Raw genomic sequence first — 16,482 nt, forward strand, 5'->3', positions numbered from 1 at the left:
TGGCTTATGACCATGTCTGACCTATTCCAGGATTACTCCGAGGCGGCCGGCCGCACCGGCGCCTACGACGAGATGTTTGCCCCTGGGCAAGTGGCCCGCAAGTCCTACGGGCAGGTCGCGATTGCCCTTCGCGAGCTGTCACTGGCTGACGTGAGCGCCCGGGCGGACTCGATGGCACGGACGTTCCTGGACCGTGGCGTGACCTTCGATTTCGCGGGGGAGGAGCGCCCGTTCCCGCTCGACATCGTGCCGCGGGTGATCCCCGCCGACGAGTGGGACGTCCTGGAGCGCGGGGTGGCGCAGCGCGTGCGGGCCCTCGAAGCGTTCCTTAATGACGTCTACGGCAAGATGACGGTAGTTTCCGACGGCGTGATCCCCAGGCAGCTGGTCACCACCAGCGCACACTTCCACCGCGCCGTGCACGGCTTCGAACCGGCCGGCGGCGTGCGCGTGCACATTTCGGGAATCGACGTCGTTCGCGACGCAGCCGGCACCTTCAGGGTGCTGGAGGACAACGTGCGAGTGCCGTCCGGTGTCAGCTACGTGCTGGAGAACCGGCGTGCCATGGCCAAGGGCCTCCCCGAAGCCTTCGGCCAGCAGCTCATCCGGCCGGTCGAAGAGTACCCGCGCAGGCTCCTGTCCGCGCTGCGGAAAACGGCGCCGTCCGGCGTCGACGACCCCACTGTGGTGGTGCTGACCCCCGGTGTCTTCAATAGCGCGTACTTTGAGCACACACTGCTCGCCGGCCTGATGGGCGTCGAACTCGTCGAGGGCCGCGACCTCATCTGCCGCGGCAACCGGGTCTACATGCGCACCACCGCCGGTGAACAGCGCGTCGACGTGATCTACAAGCGGATCGACGACGACTTCCTGGACCCGCTGCAGTTCCGCGCCGATTCCATGCTGGGCTGCCCGGGCCTGGTCAACGCTGCGCGCGCCGGCGGCGTGACCATCGCCAACGCCGTGGGCAACGGCGTGGCGGATGACAAGCTGGTCTACAGCTACGTACCGGACCTGATCCGCTACTATCTCGGCGAAGAACCCGTCATAGCCAACGTGGACACCTTCCGGCTGGAGGAAAAGGAAGCCCGCGAACACGTCCTGGACCGCCTCGCCGAACTCGTCGTCAAGCCCGTGGACGGCTCCGGCGGCAAGGGCCTCGTCATCGGTCCGGACGCCTCCAAAGACGAGCTGGAGGCCCTGCGCAAGCGGGTCATCGCCGACCCCCGCGGCTGGATCGCCCAGCCGGTTCTGCAGCTGTCCACCGTGCCCACGCTCAGCGGAGACAAGTTCGGCCCCCGGCACGTTGACCTCCGGCCGTTCGCGGTCAACGACGGCGACGACGTCTGGGTCCTTCCCGGCGGACTGACCCGCGTTGCGCTGAAGGAGGGCTCGCTGATCGTGAACTCCAGCCAGGGCGGCGGGTCCAAGGACACCTGGGTGCTCGCGGATTCCCCGCAGGTGCCGGTAGAGCGGCTGCCGCGGCAGTCCGTCACCGTCCGGGAGCGCGTGTCCGTGTGGCCGGTCGAGAGCAACTGGCGCGACCGCCAGTCGGAGCAGCAGCAGTGACGCCTCCAGTTTTCATGCCCACATCCACCACCATGCTCGCGCAGGAGGTAGCCGCACATGCTTAGCCGAATCGCCGAGTCCCTTTTCTGGATCGGCCGCTACGTTGAACGGGCAGATGGCACAGCCCGCATCCTCGATGTCCACCTCGAACGGCTGAACCACCTGCCCACCGAGGAGCGGCGCAGCGTGGCCCGCGAACTGCTGGCGGTCATGGGGGCGCGCCCGCAGAGCGAGGACTTCGGCCTCGAGGAGCTGCTGCACGCCCTCGCCTATGACAAGCACAGCGCCACGTCCATCGCCGGTTCGCTCGGTGCTGCCCGGGAGAACGCCCGGCGTGCCCGCGAGACCGTCTCGTCAGGCCTGTGGGAGAGCCTGAACACGACGTACTACGGGCTGAACCAGCACCGCAAGGACGTGGTGGGCACTTACCGCTTCTGCCATTGGGTCCTGGAACGGACCGCCATGGTCAGCGGCCTGGCGGACACCACCGTCAGCCACGATGACAGCTGGCTGTTCCTGGCGCTGGGCCGCTCCCTGGAGCGCGCCGACATGACGGCCCGCATGCTCTCCACCCGAGACGTCCTGTCCGCGGGCATGTCCTGGGTGAACATGCTGCGCTGCGCCGGCGCCTACGAGTCCTTCCTGCGGACCCGCCGCGCGGCCTTCGGCGACCAGCACGCGGCCGAGTTCCTGCTGCTGGACCGGCTCTTCCCGCGCTCCATCGTCTACGCCCTGCGCGACGCCGACGAGTGCCTGGCGAAGCTGGATCCCTCGGCCCAGCGCGTCGGCTTCATCAACGACGCCCGCCGGATCGTGGGCCAGGCCCGCACGTTCCTCGAGTTCCACCGGACGGATGACCTGATGTCGGAGCTTCCGGAGCACATGGAGCGCGTGCAGAAGGCGGTTTCGCAGGCCTCGGACGCCATTTCCCGTAAGTACTTCAATCAGGCGGACGAACTGGCCTGGGTGGGAGAAGTTTCATGACCCGGCTGAGCATCGTTCACAAGACCGGCTACAACTACAACAAGCGCGTCACGCTGTCCTATAACGAGGCACGCATGACGCCGCTGACGGATCCCCAGCAGGTGGTGCTGGAGTCATCCATGAAGGTGTCCCCGTCCCAGGCGGCGGTCAGCAGCTACCGCGACTACTGGGGCACCCGGGTCACCGCGTTCGACATGCAGATGCCGCATGAGCACCTGGAAGTTCTGGCAACCACCACTGTCGAGGTCCACCGCTCCGTCCGGATTCCGTCAGAAGCGGACATAGCGGGCTGGGACGTCATCACCTCGCCCGAGACGCTCAACCAGTTCAGCGACTGGGTTCCGCAGTCCCAGCTGACCGGCCCGGGGGAGGAAGTGCTCGACATCATCCCCGGCGTCGTGGCGGACAAGAACCCGCACGAGGCCGCCATGGCAATTTTTGAGTGGATGCGCGGCGAGATGACCTACATGAAGGGCACCACCGGCGTCACCACCAACGCCGAGGAGGCCTGGAGCCAGCGGCAGGGGGTGTGCCAGGACCTGGCGCACCTGGCCATCGGGTCGCTGCGCAGCTGCGGCATCCCGGCACGGTACGTCTCCGGTTACCTTCACCCGCGGTCCACGGCGGATATCGGCGAGCCGGTGGCCGGCCAGTCCCACGCGTGGCTGGAATGGTGGGACGGGGAGTGGCGGAGCTGGGATCCCACGAACCACAAGCCTGCCGGGGACTTCCACGTCACGGTGGCACGCGGCCGGGATTACCGGGACGTGGCGCCCCTTAAGGGCATCCTGTCCGGCGGCGGCGGCTCCACGCTCAGCGTGAGCGTGGTAATCACCCGGCTGGCCTGACGCCTTTTGTTGCCGGCGGCGCCTACTCGGGGGAAGACCTGACGGCGCCGCTGAGCTGCGTCCACCATGTGAGCGGTGGTGTCACCTTGAACCGCCTGCCGGTCACCGAATCGGGAGTGATCCGGACGAAGTGGTCCTTCTGCCCGCCCTGCCACGGGAAAAGGTAGAGGGACGCGGTTTCCAGGACTCCCTCAATGCCGGTGACGGCGGCGGCTTTGCCTTTGACCACCACGCTCCACGCCATCCCGGTGGCGGCATCAACGCCGTCCGCTTCCAACGCCACGGGAATATCGCCGAGGGCGCCCCCAAGTTTGGTTCCCACAGCAGTCCGGAACACTAGGGTGCCGTGGTCCACCGCGTAATTGAGCGGGAAGATATCCGGATGATCCTCCACCCATACGGCCAGCCGGCCAACCGAAACCTGCCGGAGAAGGTCCCAGCACTGGCTGGATTCCAGGTGTTCCAGGGGTTCGTTGGCCGCTGCGGCGGGCTGCACATTACTCATGGACCAGAGCCTACGCCCGCTCCGAGAGCCTTGCCAGTGCGTCGCCTCCCGCAGGGCCGCAGGGGCCACCAACCGCCGCCGGCAATTCGTGCGGCCGCCGGGATGGGGCGAGGCTACTCAAAGGACGCTCTGCGCTGGTCGCCGAGCCGGGTGTTCCAGACATCCGGGGCGTTGACCTTGAACCGCCGGCCGGTCAGGACTTTCGGCAACAGCCGCACGTAGTGGGATTTGGTTCCGGGCTGCCACGGCTCCAGGCCCAGGGCGTCCGCTGCAGCGCGCTCGGCGGGGTCCTCCACTGCTACGGTGCCGCCCCTCGCCACAACGCTCCAGGCCTCTTCGGTCTGGGGGTCGTAGCCGTCAATCTCGAAGGCGGCGGGCTCCTCCTTCATGGAGCCCCACAGCTTCGTCCCGCTGGCGGTGCGGAACACGATGCTGCGGCGCTCAATAACGAAGTTGACCGGGAAGATTTCCGGATGACCGTCCACGATGAGGGCCAGTCTGCCGACAGTGGCCGAGGCCAGCAGCTCCCAGCAGTCGTCGAAGGTGAGCTTTCCGTCGTGCGGTGCAGTATCCATGGACACATCGTACGGCCCGCGGCCGCACACGTGGAGGCATGACCCGGAGGACGGCCTGTTACCAGGGGCTCGGCTTGTAGTCCTTGAGGAAGACGCCGTACTGGTCCTCGCCGGTTTCGCCCATGACGATCGGATCGTAGACCCTGGCCGCGCCGTCCACGAGGTCCAGGGGTGCGTGGAAGCCTTCCTCCATCAGCCGGACCTTAGTGTAATGCGGGCGTTCGTCGGTGATCCAGCCGGTGTCAACAGCCGTCATGAGGATGCCGTCGGTGTCCAGCATTTCCTGCGCGCTGGTGCGGGTCATCATGTTCAGCGCCGCCTTGGCCATGTTGGTGTGCGGGTGGCCCGGGCCTTTGTACGCGCGGGAGAACTGCCCTTCCATGGCGGACACGTTCACGATGTACTTCCGCCGGGCCGTCGAGCGCTTCATGGCATCCCGAAGCCTGCTGACAAGGAGGAACGGCGCGGTGACGTTGCACAGCTGGACCTCGAGCATTTCCAGCGGGTCCACCTCGTCCACCACCTGGGTCCAGCTGTTGATCGTGGCGAGGTCAGGCACCAGCCCGCCCGCGTCGATGGCGGTTCCGGACGCGATGCGTTCCAGCGACGCCGAACCGGTGGACAGGGCCAACGAGGTGATGGCGTCACCCGCAAGGACCGGATGCTCGGTTACGCTGCTTGCGAGGGCCAGGGGGTGTTTGTCGTGGGCGTGGCCGAAGGTGACCAGCTCGGGTCCTCCGTTGGCGGGTTCGAGGGCCGCGGGCAAAGGCTCGTCCTCAGCGTCAACGAGCGGCTTGTAGGCGTTGCCCGTGCGGCGCACGGTCTGCGCAGCATTATTGATGATGATGTCCAGCGGGCCTGCGGCGCTCACCGAGTCGGTGAGGGCCATGACCTGCGAGGGGTCGCGGAGGTCGATGCCCACGATCTTCAGCCGGTGCAGCCAGTCGGCGCTGTCCTCCATGGCGGCGAAGCGTCGGGCGGCATCCTTCGGGAAGCGTGTGGTGATAGTGGTGTGGGCGCCGTCGCGCAACAGCCGCAGCGCGATGTACATGCCGATCTTCGCTCGGCCGCCGGTGAGCAGGGCACGGCGTCCGGTCAGGTCCGTCCGGGCGTCGCGCTTGGTGTGGCTGAACGCCGCGCATTCCGGGCAGAGCTGGTGGTAGAAGGCGTCCACCTGCGTGTAGTGCCGCTTGCAGATGTAGCAGGGCCTGGATCTGATCAGGTGGCCGGCAACCTTGCCGGTGGCCGAGGGGGCGAGCTTATTGCCGCGGGTCTCGTCGTCGATCCGGTCCGGCGCGGCCGTCGCCGTCTGTGCAATGACGGCGCGGTCTGATTCCGCGATCAGGTCACGCTTGGTCACGCGCCGGTGCCGTTTGACGGCCTTGAACATTTTGCCCGTGGCACGGCGTACCGAGACGTAGTCCGGGTGCTCCTCGTCGTAGACGTGGATGGTGTTGAGGACTTTAAGGCAGGCCTGAATCTCTTCAGGCGTCAGATCGGAGAAGCTCATTGATCTGATTTTACAGCCTGCCGAGCATCAGGCCCGCCCACAAAGCCCTCTTGAAACCGCGATCTCAGGAGCGGCTGTTGGCGGGTGCTTCCACGCCGACGGCGGCGGCCTGGACCTGTCCGGCCTGCTGCACGGACTCGCGCACTCCAGGGAGATTCTCGGTGGCGGCTTTCACGGCATTGGGAACAAGGTGCAGGTTGGCCGCTGAGAGTGCCCGCTCGGCGTCGTCCGGCTCGGGAACGGCCTGGCCCTTCGACAGCACGGTGATCCCCGAATCCGTGACCTTGAAGCCGCGGGCGCGGTCGAGTTCCGCGTCCAGACCGATCGCGGCACCGGCGGGAACCTTGACGTTTTTGTCGATAATGGCGCGGTGGACCACGGCGCCCTCGCCGATCTGGACCTTGTCCATCAGCACGGAATCCACCACGCGGCTTGCCGTGCCGACGTAGACGTCGTTGGCCAGGACCGAGCCTTCCACGATGCCTCCAGAGATAACCACGCCGCTGGCCACGATCGAGTCCAGGGCGCTGCCCACGGTGTTGTGCTCACCGCGCACGAACTTGGCGGGCGGGGAGATGCTTTGACGCGTGTAGATAGGCCATTCCGAGTTGTACAGGTTGAACACGGGCAGCGGCGAGATGAGGTCCATGTGGGCGTCGTAGAACGAGTCGATGGTTCCGACATCGCGCCAGTAGGTGCGGTCGCGTTCGGTGGAGCCGGGAATGTCATTGAGCGTGAAGTCGTAGACGCCGGCTTCGCCTTGGTTCACGAAGTAGGGAATGATGTCCCCGCCCATGTCGTGCTTGGTGTCGAGGCGTTCGGCGTCGACGTGCAGGGCGTCCACCAGTGCATCGGCGTTGAAGACGTAGTTGCCCATGGATGCCAGGAACTGGGTCGGATCCGCGGCCAGGCCGGGCGTGGAGGACGGCTTCTCGACGAAGGCGGCAATCTTCTGGGAGTCCTCGGGGTCGACTTCGATCACACCGAACTGGTCCGCCATGTGCAGTGGCTGGCGGACGGCCGCGACGGTTGCCTTGGCGCCGCTCTTGACGTGCTGCTCCACCATCTGGGCGAAGTCCATGCGGTACACGTGGTCCGCGCCCACCACGACGACGATGTCGGGATTGGCGTCACGGATGAGGTTCAGGGACTGGTAGATGGCGTTTGCGCTGCCGAGGAACCAGCTCTTGCCGACGCGCTGCTGCGCGGGGACCGAGGCGACGTAGTTGCCGAGCTGGGTGGACATCCGCCAGGTCTCGGAGATGTGGCGGTCGAGGCTGTGGGACTTGTACTGCGTCAGGACCACGATCTGCAGGTATCGGGAATTCACAAGGTTGGACAACGCAAAGTCGATCAGGCGGTAGCTTCCCGCAAAGGGCACGCCTGGTTTGGCCCTGTCCGCCGTCAATGGCATGAGACGGTTTCCCTCCCCGCCTGCGAGGACAATGGCCAGGACTTTCTTATTCAACGGCATGTGGTCGCTCCTGTACGCCTTCGTAACTTCCCCAAAAGTCCGGCACGCCCGGACTCCTTCACACTAGAACAGTTCAACCGTAACGACTACCTTGGGTATCGTGCGAATAGACATTGTGACTAAAGAATTCCCGCCGGAGATTTATGGTGGCGCGGGCGTCCACGTAGCCGAGCTGAGCCGGGTCCTGGCCAAGCACGTCGACCTGCAGGTGCGTGCCTTCGGGGCGCCCCGGGACGCCGACTACCACGGGGCTGCGGTGACGTCCTACTCCGTGCCGGAGGATCTCGGCTCGGCGAATGCCGCGGTCCAGACGCTCGGGGTGGACCTGCGCATCGTTCCGGACATCGCCGGCGCGGACCTGGTCCATTCGCATACCTGGTACGCCAACATGGCCGGGCACCTGGCGTCCCTGCTGCACGGTATCCCGCACGTCCTGAGTGCCCACAGCCTGGAGCCGCTGCGCCCGTGGAAAGCCGAGCAGCTCGGCGGCGGCTACGCGCTGTCCTCCTGGGTGGAGAAGACCGCCTACGAGGCGGCTGCCGCCATCATTGCGGTCTCCGAGGGCATGCGCCAAGACATCCTGCGCAGCTACCCCGACGTGGACCCCGCCAAGGTGAAGGTGGTGCACAACGGCATCGACGTCAGCATGTGGAACCGCGATGAGAACCACGACGCCGTCCGCGCACTTGGCATCGACCCCGACCGTCCCAGCGTGGTGTTCGTAGGACGGAACACCCGGCAGAAGGGTGTTCCCTACCTCCTGCGCGCCGCCGCCAAGCTTCCCGAGGACGTCCAGCTGGTGCTGTGCCTCGGTGCGGCGGACACGCCTGAACTGGCCGCGGAGACTGCCCGGCTGATAGAAGAACTCCAGGGCCAGCGCAGCGGCGTGGTGCTGATTGAGCGGATGCTGCCACGCAACGAGCTCATCCAGGTCCTCAGCCACGCCACCGCCTTCGCGTGCCCGTCCATCTACGAACCGCTCGGTATCGTCAACCTCGAGGCCATGGCCTGCGGCGCCGCCGTAGTTGCCAGCGCCACCGGCGGCATCCCCGAGGTGGTTCAGCACGGAGAGACCGGGCTGCTCGTGGAGATCGAACAGGTCACCGACGGCACCGGCACACCGCTGGACCCGGAAAAGTTCGTCAACGACTTTGCGGCTGCCCTGACGGAAGTGGTGTCGGATCCCGAGCGCGCCCGTGACATGGGCGAAGCCGGCCGGCGCCGGGCGGAGGAGCACTTTTCGTGGGAGTCCATCACTGAGACCACCCTCGACGTATACCGCTCGGTACTGTAACGCGAGGCGTTCTTGACCTTCCTGGGATGTTGTGAACCGCAGCATCCCAGGAGGGAAGGGTATTGATGCTGCAGGTTCGCGCTTTTCAGCTGAGTAACGTCGATGTCGGGCGCAGTTGGATCCTGGATCCCGCTGAACTCACTCGAGCGGCGCTATTCAGTGGTGAACTTCCGCGTCGGCGGTTTCTGGCTGGCCGATTGGTACAGCGCCATTTTGCGGCAGAGCTTCTTGGCCTCGCAGATGATCGGCTGGAGATCGATTATCACTGCCCCGCGTGTGGACAAGGTTCCTGGCTGAACCATGGACGGCCGGGATATACGGTCGAAGGCCGTCCCGTTCCGCTTGTGCTGAGCCTGTCGCGGTGCGGAGACTGGGCAGTTGTCGCCGGGCAACTGGATGCCGACCTCACCGGAGCGGTCGGGGTCGATGTTGAAGATGAATCGTCCACGGCCTTTGAGGGTTTCGACGCTACGCTGCTGACTGATGGGGAACAACGCCTCACACTCAGCACTCCCGAGCACAGCCGTCCCCAGCTGAGGGCGCAGCTGTGGACTCGGAAGGAAGCGCTCCTAAAGGCACTCGGAACCGGGCTGGCACGGGAGCCAAACGGCATTGACGTCGTTGCCGATCCCCGCGTCCGCAGCATGGCTCCGGAGCCACTCGGCCTTCCGTCGAATCTGGTAGTGGCCGTTGCCTGGCTTGCACTGCCGCCGCGCCGCTGAGGCGGTCCCAGGGCCGACGGCGGCGAGGAAGCCGCCGTCGGACGTCCTGAGATTCACCTCTATCCTGAAAACAAGCCGTGAGAAGCCGTCAGAATCCGAAGTTCTATCCTATTGCCGCGGCTGGGAAGTCGTGTTCGCCTGCAGCACCCTCTACAGCGACGAGGGCAGGGAGTGTCTGGACTTTTTCAACGGGGGCCGGGCTCTGAACTACGGGCACAACAATCCGGTCCTGCTGAGGCCACTCCTTAATTCTCAAACCCAGAGACCTGAACTGCAAAGTGATGGTTCCGGGGCCCAGGGGGACCAAATCGGTGGAAGCGGTCGTGAAGCTGGCCCGTCACCGCGAACCATCGGGCCCGGCGGCGGACGATGGCCGGCTAGCTAACATGCCCGTCCACCAACCTTCCAATAGGACTGCGCCGGCCCTGCCTGCCACAGGACGTCACGCTGCGTTGCCAAGCATAGACTGCAGCGTCCGCACCGCGTGGGCCACGGACGGCATGGCCTCCGTGGCCGCCGCGCAGGGGCCCGCCTCAAGAACTAGGAGTTCAGCTACCGTCCCTGTCCGCTTGCACGCCGCGCGCGGTAGTAGTCGCGGGCCTCATCCTGGCGCACCTTTTCCGCGCCAGTGGCGATCGCGGCACGCAGGTGCTCCGGGCCATAACCGAAAGCGTCCACCAGATCCAGCGCATGCGGGCGGATCTTGGTCAGCAGCCGGTTGATGTACTCGCCCACGGTGCGCCCGCGCTGCATGGAGAGCCTGCCGTTCATAAGGTACCAGGACAGGTTCTGCTCGATCAGGGACAGCCCGAACAGATCCCTGAGCCAGGTGAGCACAGTCCTCGTTCCCGGATCGTTGGCCTGTGCGAGGGCATCTGTGAAGGCTTCCCACTGCAGCAGCTCGGCGTGGGCCTGCGCCGCGTCGATCAGCTCGTCCTGATGCCGGTTGAACAAGGCGGCAGCCTCGCTCTGCGGGAGCTTGTTGGCGCCCCTCAGAGCGCTGCCGGCGTCCGCAACCATGGTCTGGACGCGGTCGGTCAGCAGTGCGCGCTGGCTCTCCTCTTCCCGCAGCGCGATGGCGGCCTTCTGGGGCAGGCCAGTGTCCGCCACGAACTGCGCGACTCCGCGGAGCCCGGTCCGGTGGACGGCGTTCCCTGCCGCCTGGTTGACCACGTACCGGGCCAGGACGCCGAAGTTGACGCTGCGGAATTCCTTGGCATAGTCCGCCAGCAGCCGCTTGGCCACCAACTGCAGAAGCACGGTGTTGTCTCCCTCGAACGTGACGTAGACGTCGAGGTCGGCGCGGAGCGACGCGAAGCGGTTTTCGATCAGGAAGCCGGCGCCGCCGCACGCCTCCCGGCATTCCTGCAGGGTATCGAGGGCGTGCCAGGTGCTGAGCGGTTTAAGGGCCGCGGCCAGGGTCTCCAGGTCCTGCCGGTCCTCATCAGTGTCGTTCGCGCCGGAGAAGACGTCATCGAACTTGTGCAGCAGCTGTTCGTGGGCGAACGCGGCAGCGTAGGTGGTTGCCAGGCGGGTGAAGAGCCGCCGTTGGTGCCGCTGGTAGTCGAGCAGGACCTCTTCTTCGGTGGCGGAGGAGGCATTGAACTGACGCCGCTCGGTGGCGTAGGTGATAGCGGTCTTGAGTGCGAGCTTGGAAGCGGCCACGGCAGCGCCGTCCAGGCTGACCCGGCCCTGCACCAATGTTCCCAGCATGGTGAAGAAGCGCCGGCCAGGGCTGGCGATCGGGGAGCTGTAGTTGCCGTCCGGGTCCACATCACCGTAGCGGTTGAGCAGGTTGGTGCGTGGGATCCGGATGTTGCTGAAGTGCAGGCGGCCGTTGTCGATGCCGTTGAGGCCCCCCTTGACTCCGTCGTCCTCGCCGCCGATGCCGGGCAGGAATTCCTTGGAATCCGGATCGCGGAGGTCTACGTAGAACGCATGGACGCCGTGGTCCACGCCGTGCGTGACCAGCTGGGCGAACACAACAGCGCCCAGACCGTCTATGGCGGCGTTGCCGATGTAGTCCTTCCAGGCCGCACGGAAAGGCGTGTTGATAACGAACTCCTGCGTGCCGGCGTCGTACGTGGCAGTCGTGGCGATGCTCGCGACGTCCGACCCATGGCCCGTCTCCGTCATGGCGAAGCAGCCCGGGATGTCCAGGTTCATGATGCCCGGCAGCCACTTGCGGTGGTGCTCCTCGGTGCCCAGGTGCATCACGGCCGAGCCGAAGAGGCCCCACTGCACGCCGGCCTTGATCTGCAGGGACGGGTCGGCAGTGACCAGCTCCTCGAAGCCCGCAATATTTCCGCCGTGGTCGTCTGATCCGCCGAGGGCGGCCGGGAAGGCGCGATGGACGGCATCGTTTTCCACGAGGTAGCGAAGCTGGCCGAACGTGCGCTTGCGGTGCTCGGTATGGGTGAGGCCCTCGGTCTTGTGCAGTTCCGGGCGCGCTGCCAACTCGCGGGCTTGGCGCCGGACGTGCGCCCATTTGCCCAGCAGCTGCTCGCCGAGCACGGCGACGTCGACGGCGGGCTGTCCTGCCGGAGCCGGACGGGAGAATGCGCCCGTGGGGCGGTCCGCTACTTCAGTCATGTCGTTTCCTTCGTTGGTTTTTGACAATTTGAGGGTTACTGAACGTCGGTAAGTTCGGGTGCGATGCCAACGCAGAGCCAGGCGGTGATCTGGCGGGCCATCGTCTCCTGGTCCGGTTTCGCAGGGGAGTCCGGGCTGGCGAGCCACTGCTCGCCTGCATTGCGGACCAGTCCGATCGCCGCGTTCGGCCAGTAGCCGATCACGGCTTCCTTGCCTTCGCCGAGATGCGCGCGCATGGGCCGGGCGATCATGTCCGCGATGGAGTCGAAGAAATGCCCCAGCGCGCCGGCCGTGGCAATGGCGGTGTGGCCGCCGTCGGTATCTCCCGCTGAATAGCGGGTCACGAAGGTATAGACGTTGGGGCTCGTCTCGGCCATTTGGAGGTACGCGGAGACCATCGCAAACAGGCCTTCGCGCGGGGTCTGGGCACTCTGCGCAGCTTCCCGGATGCGGCGCTGCATCTGGGAAAGCACCACTTCGCCCACGGCCTGCTGCAGCCCCGCCTTGTCACCGAAATACCGGTAGAACACCGACTTTGACGTGCCGGCTGCCGTGGCGATGTCCTCCATGGAGGCATCGCTGCCCAGGGCGTGAACGGCGCGCCGGGCAGACTTGATGAGTTCGCGCCTGCGCTCCTCCCGGTGGGACTGCCACCTGGAGGCGCGGCCGTCCACGGCCGCGGGTCCGGACAGGGAGTCTCCGTCAGTGTGGCTCATATTCACGATACCCAGCGTATCAGGTACGCTGGGTATCGATAACTAGCCTGGACCTAAGGAGACACCGCATGTCCATCGACGGACAGTCAGTAAATGGATCAGAAGAGCCCGCCGTGGCGCGGGCCGCTTCATCTGGACACGCAGTTCGCCGGGCCGTGGTGGTGGGCGGTAACAGGATTCCGTTCGCCCGCACGGGCGGGGCCTACACCAAATCGTCCAACCAGGACATGCTCACGGCAGCCCTGGACGGACTGATCGCCCGGTTCGGGCTGCAGGACGAGCGCATCGGCGAAGTGGCCGCAGGCGCAGTCCTGAAACACTCGCGGGATTTCAACCTGACCCGCGAGGCCGTGCTGGGCTCCGCGCTTTCCGCGGAAACGCCGGCATATGACCTCCAGCAGGCCTGCGCCACAGGACTGGAAACGGTGCTGGGCCTTGCCAACAAGATCAAGCTCGGACAGATTGAGTCCGCCATCGCCGGCGGTGTCGACTCGGCATCCGATGCGCCGATCGCCGTCAGTGAGGGACTCCGTGAAGTCCTGCTCGATCTCAGCCGGGCCAAAACACTGCCGCAGCGCCTGCAGATCCTCGCCCGTCTGCGTCCCAAGGACCTTGCGCCGGACGCACCGAATACGGGCGAGCCGCGCACCGGCCTGTCCATGGGGGAGCACCAGGCACTGACCACTGCCCAGTGGAAGATCACGCGTGAGGCCCAGGACGAGCTGGCCTACAACAGCCACCGCAACCTTGCAGCCGCCTACGATGCGGGGTTCTTCGATGACCTCCTCACCCCGTACCGCGGGCTCACCAGGGACTCCAACCTCCGGGCCGACACGAGCCTGGAAAAGCTGGCGTCCCTGAAGCCGGTCTTCGGCCGGAGCCTTGGATCCGCAGCCACCATGACGGCCGGCAATTCCACTCCGCTGACCGACGGCGCTTCCACCGTGCTCCTGGCGTCCGAAGAGTGGGCGGACCGGCACGACCTGCCCACGCTCGCCACGATTTTGGACGGTGAGGCCGCCGCCGTGGATTTCGTCCACGGCAAAGACGGTCTCCTCATGGCTCCCGCCTTTGCCGTGCCGCGCCTGCTGGCGCGCAACGGCCTGACGCTGGATGACATCGACTACTTCGAGATCCACGAGGCGTTTGCCGGGACGGTGCTGAGCACGCTGGCCGCCTGGGAAGATGAGGAATTCGGTCGGACCCGGTTGGGGCTGGAAGGAGCGTTCGGGAAGGTAGACCGTTCCAGGCTTAACGTCAACGGATCGTCGCTCGCGGCAGGCCACCCGTTCGCCGCCACCGGCGGACGCATCGTGGCGTCGCTCGCCAAGATGCTGCACGAAAAGGGCACCGCTGACGGGCGTCCGGCCCTCGGCCTGATTTCCATCTGCGCCGCGGGCGGCCAGGGCGTCGTCGCGCTGCTGGAAGCACACTAGGGGATTCTCATGACAGATACTTACACACGGTTGGTCAGCAAGGGCCTCGGCCGGGATGTTGCGAAGAAGCTCGGGCTGCCGCAGCCTGCCGTGCTCCGGCGCTACGAACCCGGCCAACCCCTGGTCAACGGCCCCGTGCTGGTTGTGGGTTCGAGCGCGGGAGCGGATGCCCTGGCGGCTGACCTCCTTGCCTGGGACCTGGACGTCCGGCGCCACGCCGTCCCCGGGGAAAAGCTCGGCGGGATCGTGCTGGTCCTCGACGACCTCGAAACGCCCGGCGACCTTGAGGAGCCGGTGCTGAGTGCTGCGCCCTCCTTGCGGGACCTTGCTCCGAACGGACGCGTCATCACCGTTTCCCGCATGCCTGACGGCGGCACCCCCGCCGCCGCAGCCGCCCGGCAGGGGGTGGACGGGCTGCTCCGTTCACTGGCCAAGGAGCTCCGTGCCGGTGCCACAGGGAACGGCGTTCTTCTGGCAGACGGGGTGGGCGCAACCGCGCCGGGTGCGCTGGGCGCGCTCCGGTTCTTCCTTTCCGCGCGGTCCGCATTCGTGGACGGCCAGTTCGTGCGGATCGGTACTTCTGACGGCACGCTGCCCGACGACGTCGACACACCGCTCGCAGGAAAAGTCGCCGTCGTTACGGGTGCCGCGCGCGGGATCGGCGCGGCGATTGCCCGTACGCTCCACCGGGACGGCGCGACAGTGGTGGCGGTCGATATCCCGGCCGCGGGTGACCACCTGGCCGAGGTCGCCAACGACGTCAGAGGGACAGCCCTGCAACTGGACATCACCCGCGATGACGCCGGCACCAGGATCCTCGACCACGCCGTCGGCCGCTACGGGCGCCTGGACATCGTGGTCCACAACGCGGGAATTACGCGGGACAAACTGCTCGTCAACATGGACCACTCGCGCTGGAGTTCGGTGATCGACGTGAACATCGCCGCCCAACTGCGCATCAACGGCGCCCTCCTGGCTTCCGAGCACTTCCGGTCGTCGCCGCGCATCGTGTCCGTTGCTTCCACCAGCGGTATCGCAGGCAACAGGGGCCAGACGAATTATGCTGCGTCCAAGGGCGGGGTGATGGGCATGGTCCGGGCCACGGCACCTTTGTTGGCCGGATACGGCGGTGCGATCAACGCCGTGGCGCCCGGCTTCATCGAGACGGAGATGACCGCCCGCATACCGTTTGCCACGCGAGAGATTGCCCGTCGGCTGAATTCCCTGCAGCAGGGCGGCCGGCCGCAGGACGTTGCCGAGACGATTGCTTTCCTCGCCAGCGGCGCCGCCTGCGGCATTTCCGGCGAGGTGCTCCGGGTGTGCGGACAAAACATGGTGGGAGCATGAGCAGTGCCCAGCCCGTCATCCTGGGAGAAATGCCGTCCCTCTCGAAGCTCTATGTGAACGCGGCCGCCGCGGCTGCCCGGCGCCGGCTCCTAGGGTCCCACAACAGCACCGCCCTGCCCTTGGTAAGCCATGAGGTCAGGGGAGTCCTGGCCGACGTCGGGAACCTCACGGCCTATCAGCACCTCCTGGGTGAAACTGCCAGCGACGTTTTGCCCGCCGGCTTCATCCACGCGCTGGCGTTCCCGGTCGCCATGAGCGTCATGAACCGTGACGACTTTCCGTTGCCGCTGCTAGGAATGATCCATTTGCGCAATGCTGTCGAGCACCGCAGTCCGGTGCGGTTTACCGAACCGGTGGATATTTCGGCCTGGACCGAAAACCTCCGCGCGCACCGCGCCGGGACCCAACTGGACATCGTGGCCGAGGTCCGCGCGGCCGGTGACGGAACGGTTCGCTGGCGGGGTGTTTCGACGTACCTGGCAAAGGGTGTGTTCCTGCCCGGAATCGATAAGGCGGCGGCCGCCGTGCAGCCTGCGGCGTTCAAGGCTCCGGATCCCACTGCACTCTGGCAGCTCGGCGTCGACGCGGGGCGTGCCTATGCTGCCGTTTCGGGAGACTTCAATCCCATCCACCTCAGCGTGCTTTCGGCCAAGGCCCTTGGCCTTCGCCGTTCAATTGCGCACGGCATGTACCTCGCGTCCCGTGCGCTGGCGGACGTTGGTTCGGCGAAGGGCGAGGCTTTCCGCTGGGAGGTCAGTTTCGAGGCGCCGGTGTTCCTTCCCGCGAGGGTGGCGTTGGACATCTCCACGGCGCAGACGGAGGGCGCGGCCTGGCTGCGTTCCGACTACGTGGCCTGGAGCCCACGGTCCGGCCGGAAGCATTTCAGCGGATCGGTGACGGCGCTGTAGTG

Annotated in this window: 14 protein-coding genes; 8 read left to right on the top strand and 6 right to left on the bottom strand. The window is 66.2% G+C overall.

All coding sequences use genetic code 11. The annotated features are described in order from the left end of the window. The first annotated feature begins 12 nt into the window (after positions 1-12). The 3 genes from ABFP37_RS06725 to ABFP37_RS06735 are packed head-to-tail and all read left to right on the top strand — an operon-like array spanning position 13 to position 3,401. Positions 13-1,569, top strand: a complete 1,557-nt coding sequence (locus tag ABFP37_RS06725; RefSeq protein ID WP_078029588.1) for a circularly permuted type 2 ATP-grasp protein — start codon at positions 13-15, stop codon at positions 1,567-1,569. 57 nt (positions 1,570-1,626) lie between these two features. Then, the gene (locus tag ABFP37_RS06730; RefSeq protein ID WP_056627162.1) at positions 1,627-2,553 is read left to right on the top strand and encodes an alpha-E domain-containing protein; all 927 of its coding nucleotides are present in this window, start codon (positions 1,627-1,629) and stop codon (positions 2,551-2,553) included. Then, positions 2,550-3,401 (top strand): transglutaminase family protein, encoded by an 852-nt coding sequence (locus ABFP37_RS06735; RefSeq protein ID WP_078029405.1) that lies wholly within the window; start codon positions 2,550-2,552, stop codon positions 3,399-3,401. Before ABFP37_RS06730 ends, ABFP37_RS06735 begins: the two co-directional genes overlap by 4 nt. 22 nt (positions 3,402-3,423) lie before the next feature. On the opposite strand, the gene ABFP37_RS06740 is transcribed toward ABFP37_RS06735, so the two are convergent. From ABFP37_RS06740 to glgC, 4 genes are all read right to left on the bottom strand, one after another. Next, the gene (locus ABFP37_RS06740) at positions 3,424-3,906 is read right to left on the bottom strand and encodes a pyridoxamine 5'-phosphate oxidase family protein (protein WP_078029406.1); all 483 of its coding nucleotides are present in this window, start codon (positions 3,904-3,906) and stop codon (positions 3,424-3,426) included. A gap of 113 nt (positions 3,907-4,019) precedes the next feature. Next, positions 4,020-4,481: a pyridoxamine 5'-phosphate oxidase family protein gene (locus ABFP37_RS06745; protein WP_078029407.1), complete on the bottom strand. Its 462-nt coding sequence runs from the start codon at positions 4,479-4,481 to the stop codon at positions 4,020-4,022. A gap of 58 nt (positions 4,482-4,539) precedes the next feature. Continuing rightward, entirely contained in the window at positions 4,540-5,991 is a 1,452-nt protein-coding gene (locus tag ABFP37_RS06750) for an SDR family NAD(P)-dependent oxidoreductase (protein ID WP_078029408.1), read from the bottom strand. 64 nt (positions 5,992-6,055) lie between these two features. Further along, the gene (glgC, locus tag ABFP37_RS06755) at positions 6,056-7,465 is read right to left on the bottom strand and encodes a glucose-1-phosphate adenylyltransferase (RefSeq protein WP_078029409.1); all 1,410 of its coding nucleotides are present in this window, start codon (positions 7,463-7,465) and stop codon (positions 6,056-6,058) included. A 115-nt stretch (positions 7,466-7,580) separates the two neighbouring features. On the opposite strand from glgC, the gene glgA reads away from it, so the two are divergent. Both glgA and ABFP37_RS06765 read left to right on the top strand, forming a co-directional pair. After that, positions 7,581-8,759: a glycogen synthase gene (glgA, locus tag ABFP37_RS06760; protein ID WP_347033080.1), complete on the top strand. Its 1,179-nt coding sequence runs from the start codon at positions 7,581-7,583 to the stop codon at positions 8,757-8,759. 65 nt (positions 8,760-8,824) lie between these two features. Continuing rightward, on the top strand, positions 8,825-9,481 hold the full coding sequence (locus tag ABFP37_RS06765) for a 4'-phosphopantetheinyl transferase superfamily protein (protein ID WP_260681032.1): 657 nt from the start codon (positions 8,825-8,827) through the stop codon (positions 9,479-9,481). Positions 9,482-10,033: 552 nt separating this feature from the next. On the opposite strand, the gene ABFP37_RS06770 is transcribed toward ABFP37_RS06765, so the two are convergent. Further along, positions 10,034-12,073 (bottom strand): acyl-CoA dehydrogenase, encoded by a 2,040-nt coding sequence (locus tag ABFP37_RS06770; protein WP_078029412.1) that lies wholly within the window; start codon positions 12,071-12,073, stop codon positions 10,034-10,036. A 35-nt stretch (positions 12,074-12,108) separates the two neighbouring features. After that, complete coding sequence (locus ABFP37_RS06775) at positions 12,109-12,789, bottom strand: TetR/AcrR family transcriptional regulator (RefSeq protein WP_078029413.1); 681 nt, start codon at positions 12,787-12,789, stop codon at positions 12,109-12,111. Positions 12,790-12,857: 68 nt separating this feature from the next. Between ABFP37_RS06775 and ABFP37_RS06780 the strand changes: the two genes are divergently transcribed. The 3 genes from ABFP37_RS06780 to ABFP37_RS06790 are packed head-to-tail and all read left to right on the top strand — an operon-like array spanning position 12,858 to position 16,480. Beyond that, the gene (locus ABFP37_RS06780) at positions 12,858-14,225 is read left to right on the top strand and encodes an acetyl-CoA C-acetyltransferase (protein WP_078029414.1); all 1,368 of its coding nucleotides are present in this window, start codon (positions 12,858-12,860) and stop codon (positions 14,223-14,225) included. 9 nt (positions 14,226-14,234) lie between these two features. Then, positions 14,235-15,572 carry a 3-oxoacyl-ACP reductase gene (locus ABFP37_RS06785; RefSeq protein WP_347033081.1) on the top strand — a complete coding sequence of 446 codons (1,338 nt, stop codon included), beginning with the start codon at positions 14,235-14,237 and terminating at the stop codon, positions 15,570-15,572. Beyond that, complete coding sequence (locus ABFP37_RS06790) at positions 15,569-16,480, top strand: MaoC/PaaZ C-terminal domain-containing protein (RefSeq protein ID WP_078029416.1); 912 nt, start codon at positions 15,569-15,571, stop codon at positions 16,478-16,480. Before ABFP37_RS06785 ends, ABFP37_RS06790 begins: the two co-directional genes overlap by 4 nt. Positions 16,481-16,482 lie beyond the last annotated feature (2 nt).

It is taken from the genome of Burkholderia sp. RS01 (genome assembly GCF_039748055.1).
In the GTDB taxonomy this organism is placed as follows: Bacteria; Actinomycetota; Actinomycetes; order Actinomycetales; family Micrococcaceae; genus Arthrobacter.